The sequence below is a fragment of the Kordiimonas pumila genome (assembly GCF_015240255.1).
Lineage (GTDB): Bacteria > Pseudomonadota > Alphaproteobacteria > Sphingomonadales > Kordiimonadaceae > Kordiimonas > Kordiimonas pumila.
In genome coordinates this window covers 2,446,752-2,470,127 of sequence record NZ_CP061205.1, presented here as the reverse complement: position 1 = coordinate 2,470,127, position 23,376 = coordinate 2,446,752, and the positions used below count along the sequence as shown (strand labels likewise).

The window sequence follows — 23,376 nt, the reverse complement described above, 5'->3', positions numbered from 1 at the left end:
TTTAGATACGAGATATATATGACCAATAGGCCGTCCTTTTATATTACGACGCCCATCTATTATGTAAATGATGTGCCGCACATAGGCCATGCTTATACAACGCTTGCATGTGATGTTATGGCACGATTTAAGCGTCTTGATGGTTATGATGTTATGTTCCTTACAGGAACAGACGAACACGGTCAAAAAGTTGAAAAGTCTGCAGAAAAGGCGGGAATACCACCACAAGAATTTTGTGATAAGGTTTCAGAGCGCTTCCGCGAGCTAGCCACAGCCATGAACTTCTCGAACGATCAGTTTATTCGCACAACTGAAGAGCGCCATAAAAATGCTGTCCAACACCTTTGGAAAGTTCTTCTCGAAAAAGGCCACATCTACGAAGATAAATATGCAGGCTGGTACTCAGTTCGAGATGAAGCATTTTACGCGGAAAGTGAACTTCAGGACGGCAAACCCGGTGAAAAGCTAGCGCCAACAGGTGCGCCCGTTGAGTGGGTAGAAGAGCCTAGTTATTTCTTCCGTCTCTCAGCCTTTGGTGACAAACTCCTATCCTACTATGAAGCCAACCCTGACTTTGTAATGCCAAAGTCACGCTTAAATGAGGTAACAAGCTTTGTAAAAGGTGGTCTTGATGATCTTTCAATATCGCGCACAACATTCAACTGGGGTGTTCCTGTGCCAGATGTTCCCGGCCATATCATGTATGTCTGGATTGATGCTCTTGCAAACTATCTAACCGCTGTAGATTATCCGAACATGGATAGTCAGACCTATCAGAATTTCTGGCCTGCTAATGTGCATATGGTAGGAAAAGATATTCTTCGATTCCACGCAGTATACTGGCCTGCCTTTCTTATGGCAGCAGGCCTACCTCTGCCTAAAAGGGTTTTTGCCCATGGCTGGTGGACTAATGAAGGTCAAAAGATATCAAAATCCCTTGGTAATGTGATTGACCCCTTTGAATTGATTGACACCTACGGACTTGATGCAGTCAGATATTTTATGCTCCGTGAAGTTCCCTTTGGAAATGATGGAGATTTTTCCAGAAGATCATTTGTTCTGCGCTGTAATTCTGACCTAGCAAACGGGCTTGGTAACCTGTCACAAAGAACACTTTCCATGATCGCCAAAAATTGTGATGGATTCATTCCTGAATGCAGCACTTTAACAAATGATGACAAAGAGTTATTAGGCAATGTTGAGAATTTACTTGACACTGTAAGAGACCATATAAATGCTCAAGCATTTCATCATGCATTCGAGAGCATTTTCGCACAAGCAGCGGCCGCAGACACCTATATAACGGTGCAAGAACCATGGAAGCTAAAGAAAACAGATCCTGAGCGCATGAAAACTGTCCTCTATGTATTGGCAGAAGCTATTCGCCAACTTGCCATTCTTGTTCAGCCTATAATGCCGGAATCCGCCGCGAAAATACTGGATCAGCTTAATGTCTCAGAACGGGGCTTTGACCAATTAGGTGGAGCAGGAAGGTTAAAAGCTGGTGTAGAACTACCTACACCAATTGGTGTCTTTCCACGCCTTGAACTGCCTGAGGATGATGCCGCATGAGCAAATACGGCTACATTGTTGATAGTCACTGCCACCTAAATTATAAAGGCCTTATAGAAGATCAGCCCGCTGTCATTGAAAGAGCACGTGGCGCAGGAGTTGGTTGTATGCTCTCCATTAATACCAAACTCCATGAATATAGCCAAATCATTGATATTATTGAAGCTTATGATGATATATTTGGAACAGTAGGCGTTCACCCTCATGAAGCTGAGAATGAACCTGATGTTGCTATTGAGGCACTGTGTGAACGTTCAAAACACCCTAAAATTGTCGGCTTAGGCGAAACAGGGCTAGATTATTATTACGACAGTGCCCCACGTGACATGCAAATAGTGAACTTCCTTGCCCACATTGAAGCAAGTCGCCAAACTGGGTTACCTATCATTGTTCACACGCGTAATGCTGATGATGACTGTATTCAGTTGCTGCAGTCTGAAATGAAGAAAGGCCCATTTACCGGTGTCATCCATTGCTTTACAGCAAGCCAAAGGCTTGCTGATGCTGCTCTTGAATTAGGTTTTTATATTTCAATTTCAGGCATTGTGACTTTTAAAAATGCGAAAGACTTACAAGAAAGTGCCAAAACCATTCCTAGCGATCGGCTTTTAATAGAAACGGATTCCCCATTCTTAGCTCCGGTTCCTCACCGCGGCAAGATCTGTGAGCCTGCATATGTTGCCGATACAGCAACGTTTCTTGCCAAGTTGCGTAATGAAGACGTAAAACAGCTTGGAGAAACAACCACGCAAAACTTTTTTAATCTGTTTTCAAAAATTACACCACCTTCACCGTGGGAAAGTGCATGAAGCTAACAATCCTTGGCTGCGGTACATCTGGCGGTGTACCAAAACTGCCTGAACATTGGGGAGCATGTGACCCGAAAAACCCAAAAAACAGGCGCCGTAGAGCAAGTATACTGGTAGAAGAGGAAGGTGCAACGGTCGTTATAGATACGACACCTGATTTTCGCGAGCAAATGCTCGCGGCTAATGTTTCAAAGTTAGACGCTGTTTTTTATACCCACGATCATGCCGACCATGTACACGGCATTGATGATCTGCGGGGATATTACCAACAATCCAGAGAAAAATTACCTGTCTATGCTGATGCAGAAACATTAAGCCTTCTTCAGCACCGTTTTGACTATATTTTTAAAAGCCAAGCAGGATATCCTGCAATGTGCACAGGGCATAAAATTTCCGGCCCCGTGAATGTGGGTCCTCTAAAAATGATACCCTTTGAGCAAGGACATGGCTCAGGTATAAGTCTTGGTTTCAGGTTTGGTGACATGGCATATTCAACTGACCTGAATCGTTTGCCTGAAAGTGCATTTGATATACTTGACGGCGTCAAAGTCTGGGTTGTAGATGCCTTAAGGTATGATCCTCACCCCACACATTCGCATTTAAAGCAAACACTGGAATGGATAGAACGCTTAAAACCTGATTGTGCTATTCTCACCCATATGACGTGGGATATGGACTATCAAACTCTCGTTAACAACCTGCCACAAGGTGTTGAGCCAGCTTTTGATGGTATGGTTATCGAGCTATAGTTTGCAGAATACACTGTTATTGTCGAATGTATAAACTTGTCGTATTCTACACACAGTGTGTGGGAAAGAAACTAAATGGCTCAAGACCCTTGGAAAGTACCAAAGACAAGCGTTGAAGAACAACGTAAGGCAATTCAACGCCTTATGGAAGAAGAAGAGCGTCGGCAGTTTCACAGAGAACAGCCAAAAGTGCTACGCCTTGCCATTTTCTTAATTGGCATGGCATTAATGCTGTTTGGATTATCACTTGCTTTTCCACTAACAAGTTCATTTGATCCATATCTTGTTAGAAGCCTGATCATCGTATTTATCTTTGGCGGTGCTGCTGCTTTTTGGAGCAGGGCTAGCTTAGTAAAAATCATAAAGGTTGCCGGGCTTTGGGCTCTCATTATTGCAGGGATATCGCTATTTTACCTTTACCGGTCTGATTTGGGGGACAGGTTTATGGCAAGTATTGATCCCGCTGGCGTCACAAGCACCGATGAGGGTCTGATTGTACATCGTTCCAATGATGGTCATTTCTGGGTAAGGGCACGCCTTAACGGTGTCCCTTTATTAATGATGGTGGATACCGGCGCTTCAAATATTGTTTTAAGCCCTGAAGACGCAAGAAAGTCAGGGTTTTCGAATGGTACTCTCAGCTTCCGTGAAAGTGCGGATACTGCAGGTGGCAAGGTTCCCTTTGCAAGGGCAACCGCAACAACATTTGTTTTGGGCGACAGCACCTATTATGATGTTCCCCTTACCATCAACAGTGCAGAAATGAGTGGCTCTCTAATGGGGATGTCGGTACTTAAAAACTTTTCAAGCGTAGAGTTTAGAGGGGATACTCTTATCTTGCGACACTAATAAATAAACCCACGCTAAATAAAGCGCAGGTTTATTTTGTTATCTGTACGTTTTAGTGGCTAGTTAAGGAGTTTCTTCCTGTTTCTTTTTACCTTCAAATCGCCTGCATATAACATAAAAGGCTGGCGTAAATAAAAGCCCAAACAATGTTACACCTATCATACCGGCAAATACAGCTGTGCCTAGCGACTGTCTCATTTCCGATCCAGCACCAGTGGCTATTGCAAGAGGCAAAACCCCAAAAATAAACGCAAATGATGTCATTAAAATTGGTCGCAACCGCAGACGTGCGGCTTCAATAGCAGCCTGAAAACGATCCATGCCTTGCTGCTCTAACTGCCGAGCAAACTCCACGATCAGAATTGCATTTTTTGCAGCGAGGCCAATAAGAACAATCAAACCTATCTGGGTTAGGATATTATTATCCATTCCCCGCATTGATATACCCGCCATAGCCGCAAGCAAACACATAGGCACAATCAAAATAACGGCAAGGGGCAATAGCCAGCTTTCATATAAAGCCGCCAACAGAAGGAAAACAAAAACAATTGCAAGGCCAAAACTGGTCATACCTGAGCCACCCTGGCTTTTTTCCTGCAAAGCCAGTTCTGTCCATTCCATACTGAAACCGTTGTTCAGGTTTTCAGTGGCAAGACGTTCAACTGCCTCAAGGCTTTGCCCCGTAGAAAACCCTGCTGTTGTCGCCCCCTGTAGCTCAGCCGCAGGGTACAGATTATACCTCGACACACGGAAAGGAGCTGTTTGGTCTTTAAAAGTTGCAACGGCACCAATCGGCACCATTGCACCGCGATCAGACCTAGCCCTTAGTCGGGTTATGTCCCTAGGATTATTTCTAAACTCACCATCAGCTTGCGCTGTTACACGGTATGTTCGACCAAGAAAGTTAAAATCATTCACAAAAGCTGAACCAAGATAAACTTCCAAAGCTTCAAAAACCCTTTCAGGTGGAACTCCAAGCATTTCAGCCTTGACCCGGTCAATATCAGCATAGATTTGCGGCGTTGCGGTATCATAAAGAGTATAGGCCTGCGTTATAGTTTCATCCTCATTGGCAGCCATCATCATCTTTCTGGTTTCCTGCTCCAGAGCCTTAAGTCCAAGACCGCCTCGGTCCTGTATATAAGCTTTCCAGCCGCCAGCATTGCCCATACCTCGCACTGGAGGCGGCTGAACTACAATGATGCTGGCATCCTTTATTTGGTAAAGCCTTGCTTGAAGGTCTTGTACAATTTTATCAACTGTCCAACCATCTGACAGTCTATCACTGTAGGGGGCAAGGCTTGTGAATATTGTCCCTGCACTTGACGAGTTTGCGTAAGTCGCTACATCAAAGCCTGCAAAAGCAACAACATTCACAGTCGCTGGGTGGTCCATTATAATTTTATTAGCATCCCTGATAACCTGATCCGTTCTGGATAAGGATGCTCCCGCAGGCAAGTGTACGAGGGTTAGTACAACACCTAAGTCTTGCGAAGGGATAAAGCCAGTTGGCACACGGTTAAACTGCACAACAGTTAAAGCATTAAGTCCTATATATAAAATGGACATGATCAATGTAGCCCTAACAAGCTTTTTAGTAACCTGTGCATATCCATTTGCAAGCTTGTCAAAACGGCTATTGAATGCATTTGAAAATTTATTCAGCAAACCTTTACGATCTTTAGAGTCTGTGTGTGCTTTTAAGAGTATAGAAGACAGAGCAGGGGATAGTGTAAGCGATACCAGCGCAGAAATGATCGTTGCGGACGCAATTGTTAGAGCAAACTGTTGATAAAATTTCCCACTAATCCCGGGCACAAATGCCGATGGAATAAATACAGCAGATAATACGAGAGCAATAGCAACAAGGGCCCCACCAACTTCCGTCATGGTTTTGCGCGCAGCCTCTTTCGGTGAGAATCCTTTTGCTAAATAGCGTTCCACATTTTCAACAACAACAATAGCATCATCCACCACGATTCCGATGGCTAAAACCAACCCAAACAAAGTGAGATTATTAATTGAAAAGCCAAAAAGCGCCATGACAGCAAAGGTCCCAATCAAAGATATGGGAATTGCCAAAATCGGGATAATGGAGGCTCTCCACGACTGCAGAAACACAATTACAACCAAAACCACTAGAATAACAGCTTCAAATATAGTGCTATACACAGCATCAACAGACTTAGCGATATAGTCTGTAGGGTTATACGCAATGGTATATGCTAGCCCATCTGGAAAACTTTTGGACAGTTTTTCCATAAGAGTGACTACATTGTTTGCTGTTTCTAGCGCGTTTGATCCTGGGCGCTGGAAAATCACGATAGGTAGGGCTTGATCAAGGCCTAAATAACCATTTGTAGAATAATCTTGAGCACCTAGCTCCACATGACCAACATCCCTAACTCGGGTGGTGCGCCCTTCAGAATCGGTTTTAATAACAATATTTTCAAACTCACTAGGGCTTGATAACCGCCCAAGAGTGCGAACACCTAGTTCAAAATCCCCTTGCTTAGGTACAGGCATCTGATCAATGACCCCCGAGGCAACTTGAAGGTTATTTTTCCTCAAAGCTTCCACAACCTCACCCGCGGTCATGTTATATAACGCTATTTTTTCTGGATTAAGCCATACACGCATTGAATAAGCGCGCTCTGCAATAATCCTTGCTTCTCCGATTCCATCAAGACGAGCCAGCTGATCTAGTATCTGCGTTTTTACATAGTTTGATATATAAAGCGCATCCCGGCTTTTGTCTGGTGAAAGCAAATGTACTACCATCATAAGGTCTGGCGAGTTTTTCTTGGTGGTTACACCTAAGCGCCTAACCGTTTCAGGAAGCCTTGGTTCGGCGATTGCAACTCGGTTTTGTACTAAAACCTGAGCCTCATCTAAATCTGTTCCAAGAGCAAAAGTTATAGTTAAGGACAAACGACCATCACCAGTAGACTGTGAAAGCATATATAACATGCCTTCAACACCATTAATTTCCTGTTCAATAGGTGTTGCAACTGTATTTGCAACAATTTCAGCAGATGCACCTGGATAAGAAGCACTCACCTGTATTGTGGGAGGTGCAATCTCTGGATACTGAGCCACAGGCAATTCAAAATAACTGATAGCCCCAATTAAAACGATCAAAATCGATATCACTGTAGCAAAGATTGGCCGATCAATAAATGTATGGGTAAATCGCATTTTTATACTCCAAATACAGCCAATTACTCAGCACTAATAATGACAGTGTTAGGCTTCACCTTCACACCGGGGCGAACACGCAGCAATCCATTTACAATGATGTTATCATTAGCATTAATGCCCGTTCTTATGACACGCAGGCCGTCAATGACAGGCCCAAGCTCAACTTCTGTTACCTTTACAGAGCCATCGGCCAATACAACATAGACAGTTTTGCGACCCTGATCCGAGACAATGGCCCGGTCTGGCAACATAAACACAGAATGAGGGCCAAAAGCAGGGAGCTGTAACCTGCCAAAATAGCCGGGCAGGAGCAGGTTTTCAGTGTTTTCAAGATAAGCCCGTGCCCGAATTGTCCCCGCATTTGTATCAATTTTACTGTCTAGAAAATCTAAAACTCCTTCATGTGGCCAACCATCTTCATCGCTAAGCTGTACCTGCACGGGCTTAACTTCATAGCGAGCAGATTTTCGCTCGCCTGCACGGTCCATACGAATGAAATGTAAATAATCAGCTTCAGGGGCATCAAAATAAAAGTAAATTGGGCCTGTGCTCACAATCGTTGTCAGTATTGTTGACTGCTCACTACCACCAGAAACAAGCGTTCCTACATCAACCTGCCGGTCACTTAATCTACCATCGAACGGCGCTTTAACTTCAGTAAACTCAAGATCTAATAAAGCAAGTTGCAGGCTTGCTTCTGCACTTTCCACAGTTGCGTCGGCGCCGATAACATCGGCCCTCCGTTTATCAACTTCATCTGTTGAAATATTCCCCCTCGACAACAAGCTTTCCCCGCGCTGCACTTCAAGTTTTGCGAGTGCGAGTGCTGATTGTGCATGCTTAAGGTTTGCTTCTGCCTGCTTTACAGCTGCTATATAAGGGCGCTTGTCGATGATAAATAAGGTATCACCTTTTTTGACATCCTGACCGTCTTTGAAGCTAATTTCTTTTAGGTACCCAGAAACACGGGCTCTTAGTTCAACTTCCTGCGTTGCCCTAAAGCGGCCCGTATATTCATAATATTCCGTAATTTCTTTGGTTATTGGTATGGCAATATCAACCTCTGGGGTGTCCATATGCTGTGCATTGGCGGTCCCGGAAACAGAGATCACCCCTGCAAGCAATGACAGGATTATGTAAAAAAATCGTGAATTAACCATTTGAAACCCCTTCGGCAACGGCACACAAGAAAGTCATAAATTTTCATACTAAAATAAGCCAGCAGATGACGGGCTGGCTTACTGTTATATATTCAACCATGTTTAGGAATTCTCCAACAAAGAAGTTTTAACCTTTGACATTAGTACAAATGATACAGGCCTATAATCTTCGTAAACTGGCTATGTAATAATGATGCTATGGAGGATATGAAATATTCTCGTAAAATAACTTTTAATATTTCCCATAATATAAATTATGCGAATCAATTGACTCCTTTGTTCACGGTACATTTGATTTAAAACATTATTGTTGATAATGAAGTAGGCACTTTGAGTAAAAGTGCCTACTTAGAGCAGCTTAGCTACTATTTATTGAACAGATAAAGTGCCGAATCTGTTAGTGTCTCTACACCCGTTTTAATGGTTGGTTTTGGCATTGGTGCAAAATATGCGGAATGAAGTGACGGTAGCGCAGCGCCACTCTTTTGCGCCTTGTCATATGTATCAGGGGCAACGGCACCAAGCCACATAAAGACGCTTGGAATAGCAGGTTCTACACGCCCATATTCAGAAAAATCTTCGCCAGCCATTACTGGATCAATTTTCAAGAGATGCTGTTCACCAAGCTCGCCCTCCAGCATAGCAATCACACCTGCAGTGACTTCTGGGGTATTATAAACAGCCGGAGTTCTTTCTTTACTAATTTTCACAATCGGCATTTTATCTTCAGGCAAACCCATTGAGACGGCCTGCCCTTTAGCAATACGCTCTATACCCCTTAATAAGGTTTCCCTTGCCTTATCGGAATAAGATCGCACAGTAAGCTGAAGATCAACCTGCCCTGAGATAATGTTATGTTTTGTACCGCCGTGTATTGAGCCAACAGTGACAACACCGGGGTCTGTAGGGTTAAGCTCGCGTGAAACCAGCGTTTGCAGAGAAGTTACTACTTGAGCTGCTAAAACAACCGGGTCTTTTGTGGTATGCGGTGCTGCACCGTGCCCGCCAATACCAAACAAAGTAATATCAACCGTATCTACATTGGCCATGGCATAGCCTGGCGTATATCCGATCACACCTGCAGGCAACCCTGCACTAACATGCAAGCCAAGAGCATAATCAGGGCGAGGAAAACGCTCATAAAGACTATCGGAAAGCATCGCTCTTGCACCAGAGCCACGTTCTTCAGCTGGCTGAGCAATAAGCACTAAAGTGCCTTTCCACTTATCTTTTTTTGCAGCAAGCAGGCGCGCAGTACCGGTAAATACCGTCATATGCATATCGTGACCGCATGCGTGCATCACTGAAACTGTTTTGCCTACATCATCAATTGTTTTAACTGTGCTACTATAAGGAACGCCTGTTTTTTCATCTACAGGCAATGCATCCATATCAGTACGGACCAAAATAGTTGGTCCTTCACCATTTTTTAGCACACCAACAACGCCGTAACCGCCCACCTTTTCTGTGACTGTGTAACCTGCATTACGGAGCTCTTCTGCCATCCTAACCGATGTTTTATCTTCTTTAAAAGAAAGCTCCGGAGTTTGGTGGAGATGTTTATAAAGGTTTTCCAGATAATCATAATCTGCATCTATATCTTTACTGATAGATGTTTCTGCTGCCACTGTTCCAGACAGACATAGCCCACCAATAAGACCTATAACCAAACCCTTCATTGAATGCTCCCTAAAATAATATTAATCAGCTTTGCTATTAGCACAGGCTATTGCATAACCACACAAGACACTGGTCTAATCGTTACTTTTTTCTAAATCCCATTTCTGTAAGGCACTCTGTACACAGTCTTCGTCCTGCACTTCTGTGCTACCACTTGCCGCAAACCCACCGATAACATCATCCCCATCCATTATGGGAAGCCCTCCCCGTATCATAATCATATCCGGAATTGTTAGATAGCTGAGTTTACCGTTATCCACCAGCTCCTGAAGCGCTGCACTTGGAACTCCTAAAAGCGCCGCAGTTTTGGCTTTGCCGGTTGCAACCTCGAGTGTTTTATAACTGGCGCCATCCATGCGCTTTATCATCACCGGATTTCCTGTATAATCTACTACACTCAATGACATACTGAGCTTTTTTGATCTTGCAGCTATTTCACATGCCGTTATCAACCTTTCGGCAAGTTTAAGACTGACAGTTTTTGTAGTAACAACCTGTGCCCATGATTTCTGACTAATAAACGCCGCTCCTGTCAAGACAAGCAAAAGGGTCAAAACCACAGTAATTGGCTTAAAAGCCTTTAGAGCTACCATGTTATTGCTCCTCAATCTCTTTTGGCTGGTGTGGCTTCGCCTCATTGCTCGAACTTTCATAGGTGCTCCACGCAAGATCTATAAGGTACATGTGGATTGCTTCCACTTCTTCTGGTGTGAGCAGCTCGCTAAAGTTCCCCATGCCCTGCTCTTCACGTATACCTTTAAGAAGAATATCAGTGAACTCGCCGTGCACCTGTTCGGTCATTCGGCGCAGATCAGGAATGCCTGAACCGCTGTCAGCGTCATTCATATGGCACTTGCTACAATTGCGCTCAAATAGTTCGCCGCCATTTTTTACCTGAAATGGCGCACCGCGCCGCATAACAGGCGGCATAGGGAAGCCATCCGGCTGGTCATACTGTTTTTCAGGCCGCAGTGGCACAAGACCACCATTCAACTTAAAGGCAACAATACGCCCTTTGTTTCCATATTTATAAGCTGCCGTACCTGGCAGATAACTTTGGCCAATCGCACCACCAAGACCTGCCATAACAGCAACATACTGCTCTCCGTCTATCTTATATGTCATAGGCGCTGCCATTATGCTTGTACCCACATTAATACTGGCAAGTTCAGCCCCTGTTTTGGCATCGAGCATAACAAGATCACCCGTTGCACGGCCCTGAAACACAAGGTCACTCGCCGTTGTCATCACACCGCCACCATTCCAGATAGCAAAGATATGCCCGCGCCATACATCCGAGGTCTCGACCTCCCACGCCACTTTATTCTGCACAGGGTCCCATGCGCGTAAATAGCCACGGATAACAGGATCTGGTTGGCCTTTCGCCAGCTCTGTAAGCGGCGGCAGACCTTTTGCACCTTCACTGTCCAACCCCCAACTGCCTGCACTTGGAAAAAAATACTGAGACGTCGTATTGAGGCCGCCTTTTTGATATACAAATGGCTCTTTAGGCATTCGCCAAACGGCACTTGCTTCAAGTACAGGAATATAGACAAGCCCAGTTTCACGATTGAAAGCCATTGGCTGCCAGTTGTGCCCGCCAGCTGGGCTAGGAAACACCAGCTTTGGCTCGTCAAAATACTCCCCCTGCCCGGTTTCAACCGGCTTTCCTGTAGCAAGGTCAACGTGGGACGCCCAGTTCACGGGCACATAAGGTTCTGCAGATAATAATTCGCCACTTTGCCGGTCAAGCACATAGAAAAAGCCATTTTTTGGTGCCTGCATCAACACCTTACGTTCAGAACCATTGATAGTGAGATCTGCCAAAATGAGTTTCTGGGTTGAAGTAAAATCCCAGTTATCAGCCGGAGTTGTCTGATAGTACCAAACCAAACGGCCTGTATCAGGATTAATTGCCAGAATAGAAGACAGAAACAGATTATCGCCGCCACTTGGGCTACGCAGCTTTCGCGGGTAAGGAGCCGCATTACCAGTGCCAATATAAAGCAGGTTTAATGCCGGATCATAGGCCATGGCATCCCACACTGTACCGCCAAGGCCCACTTCCCACAGACTGTTCTGGTCCCAGGTTTTTGCGGCCATTTCAAGTTCGGGGTTTTCTTGCACACCGTCATAGCTTTTCGGCACTGTATAAAAGCGCCAAGCTTGTTTACCTGTCTTGGTATCATACGCCGTTACATAACCACGTGCATCCAGCTCAGCACCACTATTACCAATAACGACAATATCCTTCGCAACATACGGGGCACCTGTAATGGTATAACCACGGTCACGCTCTGTTATTGTATCCTGCTGCCACAGCACATCACCAGTTGCGGCATCAAGCGCATATAAATAACCATCAAGAGAGGCAACAAAAACACTGCCTTCCCACACAGAAATGCCGCGATTGATCATGCCGCAGCAAACCTTACGCACTATATTTGGGTCTATCTCGGGCTCGAACATCCATTTTTCAGCACCGGTTTTGGCATCAACCGCATACACAGCCCCCTTGGGGCCGCTACTATACATAACACCATCAACAACGATGGGGGTGGCCTCAAAACCATGCGTGGTATCAATTTCATATTGCCATGCAAAACCCAGCTCACTGGCATTACCCTTGTTAATATCAGTGAGTGGCGAAAAGTAGCTTTGCTGGTAATCACGTCCACCAGTAAGCCAAGAACCAGGCTCATTCTCTATATTGAGTAAACGCTCTGTCGTAATGTTGCCAGAGACTGTGCTCACCATCTCTGTCGTATTGATAGTTGTATCACCGGCATTTTCGCCGCAACCCGCGATACTTAAAGTGCCGATAATAGACAGTAACTTTAAGTGATTATTGATTCTGGAACGCATGATTTTTCCCCGAGAAAATATTTTAAAGGCTTATTTTGTACCCCAATATGGCAGAGGGCAAACCACTAGCCTGCCCTCTGAAGCGCTTAGAATCTGGTACTAATATCAATACCAATGGTGCGAGGCCGCAGTGTTGTAGCGTTCAACGCATCATTTAACCCATAATCCAGATAAGGCGTGCTATTGAAAATATTTTTAACATACAAACGATAGTCCCAAAGATCATTACTGAACAGAACGTAAGCGTTTGCTACATCGTAGGAATCCTGCACCTGCGCAATATTCGCTACCTGAATAGCCGTACCATTTAGAGAGGTAGTATGCAGGGCATCAAATGACCTGTAATTTGATCCATGATATTGATAGTCAGCCTGTATCGTCATTGTCCATTCACTGGATATTGACGCTGTGTAGGTAGAGCTTAGATTAAACATCCACTCTGGTACATCAAGCACATTCTGGCCGCTTTGTGCCGAAACACCGACGTTACTTTCAGTGATTTTGGCATCTGTATATGTGAGAGAGCCTGTAAGTAAAAGGCTATCAAGTGGCCTTAACTGAGCCTCAAGTTCAAGGCCTTTAATTTCAGCAGAGCCTACATTACCCGTGAAGTTAAACCCACAGCCTGTCAATTCTACAGTTTGCTGAATTTGCGACCACTCTGTCAGAAAAACCGAACCGTTAAGTGTTACTTTGCCATCAGCAAGTCGGTTTTTACTACCCAGTTCATAACTCCAGATAGAATCTGAATCAAACCCTTCAGGCGCATCATCAATCCCTAGCCTATCCAGGTCTGCGCGGCACAGGTCAGGGTCAAACTGAAACCTGTTAGGGCCACCCTGACGGAACCCTTTTGATGCTGTTGCATATGCCATACTGTCTTCTGTTACACGGTACACCAATGAAAATTTAGGGTTCAGACCAGATTCAGTCCTCTTCTGATTTTCAACCATTGTTTGGCCACCGTTTAAGACACCGTCATATAAGGCGTCAACTGTTTGCTCAACACCAAATGCTCTCAAGCCCACGACAGCATCAAAGTCTGGTGTGATCGAATAGGTAACCTCACCAAATGCCGCATATTCATCTGTTTTTGTGTCTGTATCACCCACATAAACTATATCTGTACCGGTGCCAAAAAAGGTACCTGCACCAGAAGTGTCTACAGCTTGATAAAGATTGTCTTTCTGGTGGGAATAAAACAACCCTATGGTCCAATGCCAAGCACTATCTGTATAGCCGGAATCAAGCCTAAGTTCCTGTGTCAAGTTTTTGGTAGAACTATTGGACACGTTATAGCTGTCAGAACTATATAGCGGAGATACAAGGCTTCCAATAAAGAAAGAATAGTCTCTGTCCCAACCAACACTACGATCAACGTACCCTGTTAAAGAGGTAAGCTCCAAATCACCAAAGTTTTTGGTGATGGAAAGGCTAAACACATCAAGTTTATCCTCACTAGGCTCTTCATAACGCTTAGATGTCTGTAGGCCTGGCAGGTTAGGATAAAAACTACTCGTATTATCTAGCTCATACCGCTGAATAAATAGAGATGGCAAAATGGTTAAGCTATCATCTGGTGTCCAAAGCGCCGAAAAACGCGCTACATACATGGTAGCATCATTATGGTTTTTCTCACTTTTCGTGCCGAGCGACGTTTTGGTGGACGGTGTAAAATCATCCGCTGAAGTACCTGTACTATAGCGCCAATCAACTATTTCACCGTCCGGCACTTGATCAATGTATCCACCTAACTCGCGGTACAAAAACCCTGTCCTAATGGCAAGTTTGTCTTCAACTACGTTATAATTCAAAACAGCCTGACCTTCATAAGAAACATCACCACCCTTTGTAGTGGACAAGCCGGCAGATGTAGAAACTTCTGTTTCATTCATATTCGGTTTGCGGCTCACATACTTAATAGCGCCGCCCATAGCGTTACCACCATATAGAGTACCTTGAGGGCCTTTTAGAACTTCCAATCGTTCAAAATCAAAGAATATCGGGTCAGTTGCACCGTTAAAGTTGGTTGCAATGGTCAGGAGTGAAATATCATCCAAGTAAACCCCAACGGTTGGGCTTGTCGATGTGGTACTAACGCCGCGTATATTATACTTACTTTGGCCTAGTTCCACGCCTGAAAAAGACACACCAGGTATCCTGCGCAGCACATCCTTAAAATCAGACGCTCCCAACTTTTGGAGCTGCGATCCTGTCATGGCACTAACTGCAACCGGTACATCCTGCAAAAGTGCTGACCGTTTCTGTGCGGTGACCGTAATTTCTTCAAATTGGTGATTTTTTACTTCGTCAATGCTCTCATCATCGGATGAAACGGCAATGCCGCTCATATAGTTGTATCCTGTTGCATAAGAGATATTTTGAGCACCACTCACGCCCAGCGGTACAATCGCTATTGTACTTTCATCGATTTGACTAAACGTAAGGTTTGTGCCCAGTAACAATGCCTCAAGTGCTTCACGGTGAGTGTAAGTGCCTGCTTTAAGACTTGCTTGCACACCGCGCACATCATCTGACTGGATAAGCAACTGCAAACCCAACTTTTGGGCAAGCACATTCAGTGCTCGGTCCAGGCGCTGTTCGCCAATTTGAATATTATAGGTTTTTGGTTGAGAAACTTGCATCGCTTGAACAGGTGCCCATGCCAAACATGTAGAAAGAGCAAGTGCACTAATGGTGGCTGTATATTTCATTTGTTTTCCCTGTGCCTCTATATGGAATTCTGGGAATATTCCTCCCGGCCGCATCGGTGCGGTTAGAGGTAAAGACTTGAGCCACGTAATAATGTGTATATTTTTTTACACTCACTTCAAGTGAGACTTCTGCTATAGATAATTTTATAGAAAATATCATACACATTTTGGCATAAAATCAGTCTTTAGTAGAACGGCCCTATTGATGGTGAAAAAGGCACAAGACATTGAAGGTAAAAGACCGGCCACATAATATGACTAACTTGCAAAAGGTGATCGATAATTATCGACCGCATCTGCATCGATATTTAAGGTCTAAGCTACAAAACCCTGAGGATGTTGAAGACATTGCGCAAGAATCGTATCTGCGACTTTTACGTGTTGAGTTCCCGGAATTGATAAAACGACCACAAGATTATCTTTTTCGAATTGCCTCAAACGTTGTGCACGACTTTTATCTAAAAAAAAGCAAGCAGCCCGATTTTATTGACTATGACAATATTGTTGATACCGGCAACGATAAAGACCAACATGACCTACAAGATGATATTGAACGGCGGTCTTCCATCAAGCACCTGGAAACATTTATTAAGGATTTGCCTTCAACACAAAAAGCGGCGTTCCTTTTAAAAAAACGAGATGGCCTCAGCCATGAAGAAATTGCAGAAAAGCTTGGTATTTCTGAGCACTCATCCCGTGCTTATGTCAGCCGAACTGTGGCTCATTGCCGATTAATGTACGAAGAATGAAAACATGAGCAATATACCAATTAAAAATTCCAGCATTGTAGAACAAGCTGCATATTGGGCAACATGCCTAGATGACGGCGACCTAAATGCGCATGAAAGAGATGAGCTAGCACGCTGGTTGAATAAGTCGCCCGAGCATGTCAAAGAGCTACTCCTTGCTCAAGCCATTCTTGTTGACGCTGCTTATATAGACGCTGAAAAACAGATTTCTATTGAAACATTACTCGAACAACCAGAAGACAATATTGTCGACATTCACACAGCTACTAAAACCAAAAAGAATGAAAGCAACCACGCAAAACCAACCTTTTGGCGCCACTTTAACACACCAGCGCGAGCAGTCATGGCCTTGTGTGCTTGTCTTATAATTGCCATCCTATCCATGAGCATAATGCCTTCTCCTTCTGGCAAAGATAAAGGACTGTATACTACTGATATTGGTGAGCAACGCAGTTTTTCCCTGTCTGATGGCTCTGTAATACATCTCAACACTCAATCTGAGGTACGTGTCCAGTATGAAAAAAATGAGCGTGCAATATATCTCCTTAAGGGGGAAGCAATGTTTACTGTTGCTCATAATATAAACCGCCCCTTTAGAGTTCATGCAGGCCCCACTGTGGCTCAGGCTCTTGGCACAAGCTTCAATGTATACCTGAAAGACAGAGACACTGAAGTAGCGGTACTCGAAGGAACAGTAGCTGTCAGTAACGACCCTGAAAATACAGAAAGTGATACAAAAACAAGCCAGCAAACCACACCTCTTGCCACCCTTACAAAAGGGCAAAAAGCCTCTGTCACTTCAGACGGAACTGTTGTTACGACAATGGTCGCTGATGTACAAAAGATAGCATTTTGGAGACAGCGAAAGCTGGTTTTTGAAGACGCACCGGTTAGTGAAATCATTAGCGAGTTTAACCGCTATAATGAAATACAGATAATAATTGAAAATATAGGCCTGCAAGAACCACAATTCTCAGGTGTATTTGACGTAAATAACCCGAACGCCTTTATTAAAACCCTTGAAGTGTCAGGCGCCAATGTTAGGAGGCCTGCCGGACAGAAAAGAGTTATAATTAACTTCGCCGCCTTTAATTCAAATGGAACTGCACGCCGCAATATATAGCAAACATTAACCAGTCTACTATAGTAGTGAAACTGTATGAAAAACCATACATGGGTACAAAGTCTTTTTATTATAAAGTAAAGTCGCTAGAGTACCCTTAAAATATAATATATTCAGGGTGGGTTGCTGTGCAAAAAGGATGGGTAAAACTTCCATTCCTACTTTTACATCTGGTTATTTGGGGTACTGCCAGCGTTCAATCTTCAGACCAAATAAAGTGGACTGAAGAGAAGGTAGGCTATTACGCTGTAAAAGCTGATCAGGCAGCAAGCCAAAAGCATTGGTCAAAAGCAATTGAGTACGGTGAACATATGCTGAGAGGCAGTTCATTTCTGTATAAAGAAGATGATATTGAATATTTGAATCGCCTCAAAACACTGAATAGATATTACGACAAAGCTGGAAAGTTAGGAGAAGTTGCCGATAGAGTACAAAAAGCTTACGAGCTTTCCTATGCAACCTTAGGGCCTCGTCATCACATCTCTGAGTTAAGCCGCCTTTTATATTATAAATTGCTTATAGCCGAAAAGAATTACAGGACAGCAATCCCCCTTGTGCAAGAAAATATTAAAAACCTCTCCCTGAGCAAAGATGATGCTTTTCAAAGGCTCCATTATCTGGAGCAATTATTCTCACTTTATGGATTAACCGGTCAATTAGAAGAGGAAGCCCAAACAATTCTTAGGTTTTTAGCTCTTGATAGGCAGCTTGTAGCTAGTCCTTTGGAAGAAAACTTGCCTATCATTATCACTTTGGCCAAAAACTATTGTCAGCGCAAAAAAATTGCATTATTTCAAGAACTTATGCAAACTTATGGACTAGAATACGAGTGTGAGACCAAATAAATACTCAACCTCGCTGTCTCAAAATATCTCTCAACAACAAATTACATCAGTCGTTTACTGATCATGTCATCAAATGCCTTTGATGCAGCGATCAATGTTGGGCGAGTATACGGAAATGCTCCCGCATGGTCAAAGTTATGGCGCATCGCAGCATTACATTCAAAAATATAAGGCCTACCGTCCGGCAAAAGGGTGAAATCCACACCAAAAAAATCGAGCTTCATAACATCTTTCAATGCGTTAAAAGCGTTTAGCGCTGTTGCTCCAAGAAAAGCAGGCATATCAGCCAAAAAGCGTTTTTCCATATCCTGTAAAAACAGGTTTTTATCCATAACACTATATCGATCACCTGAATGGACATTCCACTCATTGTGCATCAAATGAGCGATCGGATAATATCGACCATCAATGCATAATATTCTGATTTTGTTATAAAGGCCCCGTTCGTCAGCATGATCATGCCACTGAATCCCGTAAAAATGGATGGATTTATGATTTTGATACAAATATTCAACAAGCTCATCAAAGGAACGCACCAACGCCATGCCACTGCCTGTGTGAGTAAATTGTGGCCGCATAATTATAGGCAATGTCAAACCTGCCCCTAAAATATTTTCTTGAGCTTGTACCTCAATTTTGTTGCGATCAATTGTCACTGCAATCGTTTTTGGGAATACAAGTGCATCCAAATCTTTTAAACGTTCATAATTACCTACACGAGAAGCGGCTATTACATGCTTGGGGTGGTTAATTACTGGGATATTGTTATATTTTTTTACCAAAACATCAATGGCTTGCAGGCTTTCTTTCATGCGATCTCCACATGAAACGGTATTTAATATCAAATCAATAGTGGGCAGCTTTTTTGTCTCCTGTATAGTTTCATCATAACCATTATGTTGAATACAATTATACCGCCTATCATCAAGAAGGCTGGATAGAGAGAAATGGCCCCGCTGTAAGCTTTCATGATAATAGCCCTTGCTACCTTTCTGGAGGCTATACTTTATATTTTTTAAGCTTCTAACTCGTAATATAGTTTTTCGGCCGCTATTCTGTTTACCAATAGGCACAAAAGGGTGTTGCTCAGCAATAATCCGCCTGCGTTCCTCTGCCATTGCCAGCATACCTAATTTGTATTCTAGTGCCGACATAGCTAACAAGCATCTATAATCCTCAGGTTCATGTTCTAATGCGCCCTTATAGGCCGCCATTGCTTCCTTAAACCTGCCTACCTTTACAAGCTTTTTTCCCTCAGCTACACACTCTTTAAATCCGACGGAAAGCTTGCCAGAGTTGACATCAGGCGCCAGCGTTGGCTCTGCATTGCTTTCTTCACTAACAAGCTCCTTTGAGCGGGACAATAGGAAGCCGAAGATACCTTTTTTAGCAGGAGAAAATGTTTCAAGATTTAAGTGATGACGAATTCGGTAAATCAAGCGATCACTTGTTTCTGTAAAGCCTGTGCGTCCATGCATAACCCGTTTATTATTCATCATAACGGCCTCTCCAGCGAGAAGCTTGAAATGAAATGCATTACTCGGTTCAGCTAATATTGCGTCAAGTTCCTTCAGGGCTTCACACGCGCTAGCATTTAACGTACTGCCATCTCGCTCCATAACATGGCTCAATTGCTCACGATAATATCGTATTTCATAATAGGTGTTTTTTGTTTTACCAATAGTGCCCTTGGTATCTAAAATGGCATGTATATTTCTACCAAAATTAAATTGGCTTTCCTCAAGGACGCTGCGGCTTTTAGTACTAAGCCTACTTATCACTGTGTCCACAGGGACTAGAAAAGTCTCCCCGCCGTTCGTATCATGCTGTTCACACTGAAATGTAACAAGGTCATGCGGATTTGGCATATAGCTTGAGTCAGTATGCGCGGGCAGAGCCAAATGTGTCCTGCTATATGCAGTAACCACACGATCACGGTTTGCTTGATCCGGATTTATGCGTACTTTTGTAAAGGAAACTGGTTTTTTATTGCTCGAATTTGTCTCTACCGCCAACCGCTCCACAATTGAAATCAAGGGTAAAGCCTCATGATTTAAGGGGAAGCCCGTTAACCGAATGAAATACGGAAATGTGACAAGTGATTTTAAAATTTGTTGCGTCAAGCGTTCCGGTAACACGCCAGAATTCCATGACAGATACTCTATATCTAAAATGGGGTATTGCACTCAGCCCCGCCCTTATGCCCGCCTAACTATTACAGCAAGCTATCCCCCATATGTACAAAAATCAATCATACACAGCAGCATAGTCACACAAGCGTTTGCTATCTATGTCTGAATAGTAATATGGAGTGTGTCCCGAAGCGCGAGTATTTTTTCAACTTGTAAAAAGTCACTGCGGGAATCAACGTCAATTGCAGCTTCTGCAAATGGCAGCCTAATAGCACGCGCATCAACGCCAAGCCTGTTAGAAGCACGCTCAAAGGCTTCATCAACAGTACACCGTTTACAAATAAGCGCGGCAAGGTTAGACCACCCAAACGCCGAGAATAGCTTCCACGGCTTTTTTCTTTCTTTTTCAATACTTTGCCAAAACCTTATCGCTTTAAAAGAGGTAGGTCCCATGAAAGCAAAAAGATTAGCCCCGGATAACTTAGACCCCTTAAATGGTAAATAAGTACGTTTTGACTGGGGGTGTTCCCGGTCCAGATACTTTTTCTCGACCAAACCAACAGCCATATCACTTTTGAGCCACAAAGCTTTTTGGCAAAACTCATCAACCATTGCCGGGGTTAAAAGCGCATGATCCGCTGTAGTAACCAGATAAGGCCACATATCATCTGCAGCCTGTAACGCGCTTGTCAAACTCTCACAAATAGATTTGGCACATGGCACAACTTTAATATCAATTGTGCCAGAGTATTCTTTCAACTCTGGGCAGCTTTCATAGAGTGAGACTGGACAATCAAAAACAATAACAATGCGTTTAATGTATGGCGATTGACGGAGCGCGCCAACTACACGCGAGATCATTGCTTGGCCATAAATAGGCACTAAAGCTTTGTACTGATGTCCAAAAACTGATGCAACGGGGTCATTGTTACAACGTGTACCGGCTAAAATGACTGCAGTGAAGGGAGATGTTACCTGCTTAAGCTCTGGAGAAACTGTTGGAAGATAATCTACCACAGATGTGGCGTAATCAAATGGCCTGACTTCACACTCGTTCATTACTAACCCTTTTATAGAATAGGCTCGAGGATGTTGTCATTGCCTTTCATGCCCCCACACGATTAGCTAATCCCCTTGTCCATCTCTGCTCTATAACCCAGAACAGCGACCCTCACCTATTCATCAATACTCTACAAATGTTAGCAAAGCAATCACCACAAAGAATAGGAAATAATGCAAGTCATTAGTGATTTAGTGTTTTTTGAACAAATGAATACATTAATACCAGCCATAACGCAGCAATACCCCAACCTGCTATAACATCCGTAGGCCAGTGTACCCCAAGGTAAACACGACTAAACCCAATCAAGCCAACCAATAGGCAAGCAATTGTAAAATATACATTTTTACCTTTGTATTTAGCGCTTAAAATCATCGCTATAACAAAATAAACAACAGCAGACCTTAAAGCATGGCCGCTGGGGAAACTTGCACTACTGGCATGAGCCAAATGCTCAATAATATTGGGCCTGTCTCTGCCAAAAATTACTTTTAATAATGGTGCAAGGATAAAAACACCTACATAAACTGCCAAAACTGCCTTTGCAGACCTTTTTTCGCCTCGCCAATAAAGCCAAGCAACAGAGAGCAAAGCCAATGGTATCAAAGTAAGAGACCCACCTATGTTGGTGATAAAAATCATTATAGCCGGCAGTATTGCAGGACCAATAGGTACAGCAGATTCATGACCCACAGTCACCTCACCTCGCATAGCCACAAGGATATCAGTATCAAATGAACTTAAATATCCAGAGAATGTCAAAAAGCTCCATAATATCAAAGCAAGAAGCAATATGATTACTAACAAAGTCTTCTTATTTAGGAGCATGACATACTTTCATGTTTCATAGTTTCAGTTTGATTGTTTTAGATAATTAGGGGCTTTTATAAACATAAATATGTTAGGCGGAAAAAGATATTTCCTGATTTGCTCTTGCACCACCTGATAGCGGTCTGTTGCTATAATATCAACACCCTGATTATATAGCTCAACATAACCATCTTCATCACTGGACAGCATAAACTGGCTATCCAAGGAGATGCCCTCCTGCCCTAGTGTTCCCATGATCACACGCCATCCTTCCATATGAACTTGGCGGTAAAACTCAGAAGAAAGCCTCTTTAGACCAGTCCATGCAATAATTAAGTGAGAAGGAATACCACTATTTTTAACAGCTTCTATATCTTGCTCATTTGACATGCTAATCGTCAAAGGCATATTGGGTGCAATTTCATGATAAGCTTGCGCCTGTTTTACACTGTACGTTATTGCAACCACATAATCTTGCACACCTGCATCCATTACTTCTGCCGCAACATTAGTAAACGAAACGCCCCGCTTTATATCAAGTGTTAGGACAGCCCTGTTTTTTGTCCATAACAATGCCTGCTTTAGAGTTGGCACTTTGTATTTGGTAACCATTCCAGTTTCATCACGGAGATAGAGCCGCTTAATATCATCAACTTTTAATGATGCAAGCTTTCCAGTTCCCGTTGTTGTCCGGTCAAGACTATCATCGTGCATTAAAATCAATGTGCCATCTGAGAGCTGGGCAACATCAACTTCCATCAGACCAGGGCCATATTTCAGTGCATGGTCCATCGTTTCTATAGCATTTTCAGGAAAGCCGGGCACAGGTCCACCACGATGATGGCTTACAAGAGGGATGCGCGCAGGGTGCCATTTAAAAAAGTCTGCCAGCCTGCCCGGCTGAATATGTAATTCATACTGAGGAGTTGAAACATTGTCCGCGGGAGCAATTGCAAAGCAATTCGTGCCTATTGAAATATATAAAGAAATTAAGATACTGAGCATTCTAATCATTTTATACCTTTCATAGCTTGACGCCCGGATTTCACCCCATACAG

Annotated in this window: 17 protein-coding genes; 7 read left to right on the top strand and 10 right to left on the bottom strand. The window is 43.5% G+C overall.

What is annotated here, in order from left to right:
* Positions 1-18 precede the first annotated feature (18 nt).
* The 4 genes from metG (at position 19) to ICL80_RS10790 (ending at position 3,979) form a co-directional block, all read left to right on the top strand.
* Entirely contained in the window at positions 19-1,572 is a 1,554-nt protein-coding gene (gene metG / locus ICL80_RS10805) for a methionine--tRNA ligase (RefSeq protein ID WP_194212141.1), read from the top strand.
* Positions 1,569-2,381 carry a TatD family hydrolase gene (locus ICL80_RS10800; RefSeq protein WP_194212139.1) on the top strand — a complete coding sequence of 271 codons (813 nt, stop codon included), beginning with the start codon at positions 1,569-1,571 and terminating at the stop codon, positions 2,379-2,381. Before metG ends, ICL80_RS10800 begins: the two co-directional genes overlap by 4 nt.
* Complete coding sequence (locus ICL80_RS10795) at positions 2,378-3,130, top strand: MBL fold metallo-hydrolase (RefSeq protein WP_194212137.1); 753 nt, start codon at positions 2,378-2,380, stop codon at positions 3,128-3,130. Before ICL80_RS10800 ends, ICL80_RS10795 begins: the two co-directional genes overlap by 4 nt.
* 75 nt (positions 3,131-3,205) lie before the next feature.
* Positions 3,206-3,979 (top strand): retropepsin-like aspartic protease family protein, encoded by a 774-nt coding sequence (locus ICL80_RS10790; RefSeq protein ID WP_194212134.1) that lies wholly within the window; start codon positions 3,206-3,208, stop codon positions 3,977-3,979.
* A 63-nt stretch (positions 3,980-4,042) separates the two neighbouring features.
* Here ICL80_RS10790 and ICL80_RS10785 read toward each other — a convergent pair whose 3' ends face one another.
* The 6 genes from ICL80_RS10785 to ICL80_RS10760 form a co-directional block, all read right to left on the bottom strand.
* The gene (locus ICL80_RS10785) at positions 4,043-7,177 is read right to left on the bottom strand and encodes an efflux RND transporter permease subunit (RefSeq protein WP_194212132.1); all 3,135 of its coding nucleotides are present in this window, start codon (positions 7,175-7,177) and stop codon (positions 4,043-4,045) included.
* 23 nt (positions 7,178-7,200) lie between these two features.
* Positions 7,201-8,340 carry an efflux RND transporter periplasmic adaptor subunit gene (locus ICL80_RS10780; RefSeq protein WP_194212131.1) on the bottom strand — a complete coding sequence of 380 codons (1,140 nt, stop codon included), beginning with the start codon at positions 8,338-8,340 and terminating at the stop codon, positions 7,201-7,203.
* A gap of 365 nt (positions 8,341-8,705) precedes the next feature.
* Positions 8,706-10,019: an amidohydrolase gene (locus ICL80_RS10775; RefSeq protein ID WP_194212130.1), complete on the bottom strand. Its 1,314-nt coding sequence runs from the start codon at positions 10,017-10,019 to the stop codon at positions 8,706-8,708.
* Between the two features lie 75 nt (positions 10,020-10,094).
* Positions 10,095-10,613 carry a GlcG/HbpS family heme-binding protein gene (locus ICL80_RS10770; RefSeq protein WP_194212129.1) on the bottom strand — a complete coding sequence of 173 codons (519 nt, stop codon included), beginning with the start codon at positions 10,611-10,613 and terminating at the stop codon, positions 10,095-10,097.
* Position 10,614: 1 nt separating this feature from the next.
* Positions 10,615-12,885: a PQQ-dependent dehydrogenase, methanol/ethanol family gene (locus tag ICL80_RS10765; RefSeq protein WP_194212128.1), complete on the bottom strand. Its 2,271-nt coding sequence runs from the start codon at positions 12,883-12,885 to the stop codon at positions 10,615-10,617.
* A gap of 86 nt (positions 12,886-12,971) precedes the next feature.
* Complete coding sequence (locus ICL80_RS10760; protein WP_194212127.1) at positions 12,972-15,599, bottom strand: TonB-dependent receptor domain-containing protein; 2,628 nt, start codon at positions 15,597-15,599, stop codon at positions 12,972-12,974.
* Between the two features lie 254 nt (positions 15,600-15,853).
* Here ICL80_RS10760 and ICL80_RS10755 point away from each other — a divergent pair, with 254 nt between their 5' ends.
* The 3 genes from ICL80_RS10755 (at position 15,854) to ICL80_RS10745 (ending at position 18,316) form a co-directional block, all read left to right on the top strand.
* Positions 15,854-16,348 carry an RNA polymerase sigma factor gene (locus tag ICL80_RS10755; protein ID WP_194212126.1) on the top strand — a complete coding sequence of 165 codons (495 nt, stop codon included), beginning with the start codon at positions 15,854-15,856 and terminating at the stop codon, positions 16,346-16,348.
* A gap of 4 nt (positions 16,349-16,352) precedes the next feature.
* Positions 16,353-17,471 (top strand): FecR family protein, encoded by a 1,119-nt coding sequence (locus tag ICL80_RS10750; RefSeq protein ID WP_194212125.1) that lies wholly within the window; start codon positions 16,353-16,355, stop codon positions 17,469-17,471.
* A 128-nt stretch (positions 17,472-17,599) separates the two neighbouring features.
* A complete protein-coding gene (locus ICL80_RS10745; RefSeq protein WP_194212123.1) occupies positions 17,600-18,316 on the top strand; it encodes a hypothetical protein in 717 nt (238 codons plus the stop codon).
* Positions 18,317-18,357: 41 nt separating this feature from the next.
* On the opposite strand, the gene ICL80_RS10740 is transcribed toward ICL80_RS10745, so the two are convergent.
* The 4 genes from ICL80_RS10740 to ICL80_RS10725 all read right to left on the bottom strand — a co-directional run bounded on the left by ICL80_RS10740 (position 18,358) and on the right by ICL80_RS10725 (position 23,332).
* On the bottom strand, positions 18,358-20,502 hold the full coding sequence (locus ICL80_RS10740) for a TauD/TfdA family dioxygenase (RefSeq protein ID WP_194212121.1): 2,145 nt from the start codon (positions 20,500-20,502) through the stop codon (positions 18,358-18,360).
* Positions 20,503-20,604: 102 nt separating this feature from the next.
* Positions 20,605-21,507 carry a nucleotidyltransferase family protein gene (locus ICL80_RS10735; protein ID WP_194212117.1) on the bottom strand — a complete coding sequence of 301 codons (903 nt, stop codon included), beginning with the start codon at positions 21,505-21,507 and terminating at the stop codon, positions 20,605-20,607.
* 184 nt (positions 21,508-21,691) lie between these two features.
* Positions 21,692-22,336 carry a phosphatase PAP2 family protein gene (locus ICL80_RS10730; protein ID WP_194212116.1) on the bottom strand — a complete coding sequence of 215 codons (645 nt, stop codon included), beginning with the start codon at positions 22,334-22,336 and terminating at the stop codon, positions 21,692-21,694.
* 24 nt (positions 22,337-22,360) lie between these two features.
* A complete protein-coding gene (locus ICL80_RS10725; protein WP_194212115.1) occupies positions 22,361-23,332 on the bottom strand; it encodes a glycerophosphodiester phosphodiesterase family protein in 972 nt (323 codons plus the stop codon).
* Positions 23,333-23,376 lie beyond the last annotated feature (44 nt).

Bases quoted from the DNA above. Each gene is read 5' to 3' on its own strand.
- ICL80_RS10755 (WP_194212126.1), top strand. From the start codon at position 15,854: ATGACTAACTTGCAAAAGGTGATCGATAATTATCGACCGCATCTGCAT.
- ICL80_RS10770 (WP_194212129.1), bottom strand. From the start codon at position 10,613: ATGGTAGCTCTAAAGGCTTTTAAGCCAATTACTGTGGTTTTGACCCTT.
- ICL80_RS10760 (WP_194212127.1), bottom strand. From the start codon at position 15,599: ATGAAATATACAGCCACCATTAGTGCACTTGCTCTTTCTACATGTTTG.
- ICL80_RS10795 (WP_194212137.1), top strand. From the start codon at position 2,378: ATGAAGCTAACAATCCTTGGCTGCGGTACATCTGGCGGTGTACCAAAA.
- ICL80_RS10775 (WP_194212130.1), bottom strand. From the start codon at position 10,019: ATGAAGGGTTTGGTTATAGGTCTTATTGGTGGGCTATGTCTGTCTGGA.
- metG (WP_194212141.1), top strand. From the start codon at position 19: ATGACCAATAGGCCGTCCTTTTATATTACGACGCCCATCTATTATGTA.
- ICL80_RS10765 (WP_194212128.1), bottom strand. From the start codon at position 12,885: ATGCGTTCCAGAATCAATAATCACTTAAAGTTACTGTCTATTATCGGC.
- ICL80_RS10785 (WP_194212132.1), bottom strand. From the start codon at position 7,177: ATGCGATTTACCCATACATTTATTGATCGGCCAATCTTTGCTACAGTG.
- ICL80_RS10725 (WP_194212115.1), bottom strand. From the start codon at position 23,332: ATGATTAGAATGCTCAGTATCTTAATTTCTTTATATATTTCAATAGGC.
- ICL80_RS10780 (WP_194212131.1), bottom strand. From the start codon at position 8,340: ATGGTTAATTCACGATTTTTTTACATAATCCTGTCATTGCTTGCAGGG.
- ICL80_RS10750 (WP_194212125.1), top strand. From the start codon at position 16,353: ATGAGCAATATACCAATTAAAAATTCCAGCATTGTAGAACAAGCTGCA.
- ICL80_RS10735 (WP_194212117.1), bottom strand. From the start codon at position 21,507: ATGAACGAGTGTGAAGTCAGGCCATTTGATTACGCCACATCTGTGGTA.
- ICL80_RS10800 (WP_194212139.1), top strand. From the start codon at position 1,569: ATGAGCAAATACGGCTACATTGTTGATAGTCACTGCCACCTAAATTAT.
- ICL80_RS10730 (WP_194212116.1), bottom strand. From the start codon at position 22,336: ATGCTCCTAAATAAGAAGACTTTGTTAGTAATCATATTGCTTCTTGCT.
- ICL80_RS10790 (WP_194212134.1), top strand. From the start codon at position 3,206: ATGGCTCAAGACCCTTGGAAAGTACCAAAGACAAGCGTTGAAGAACAA.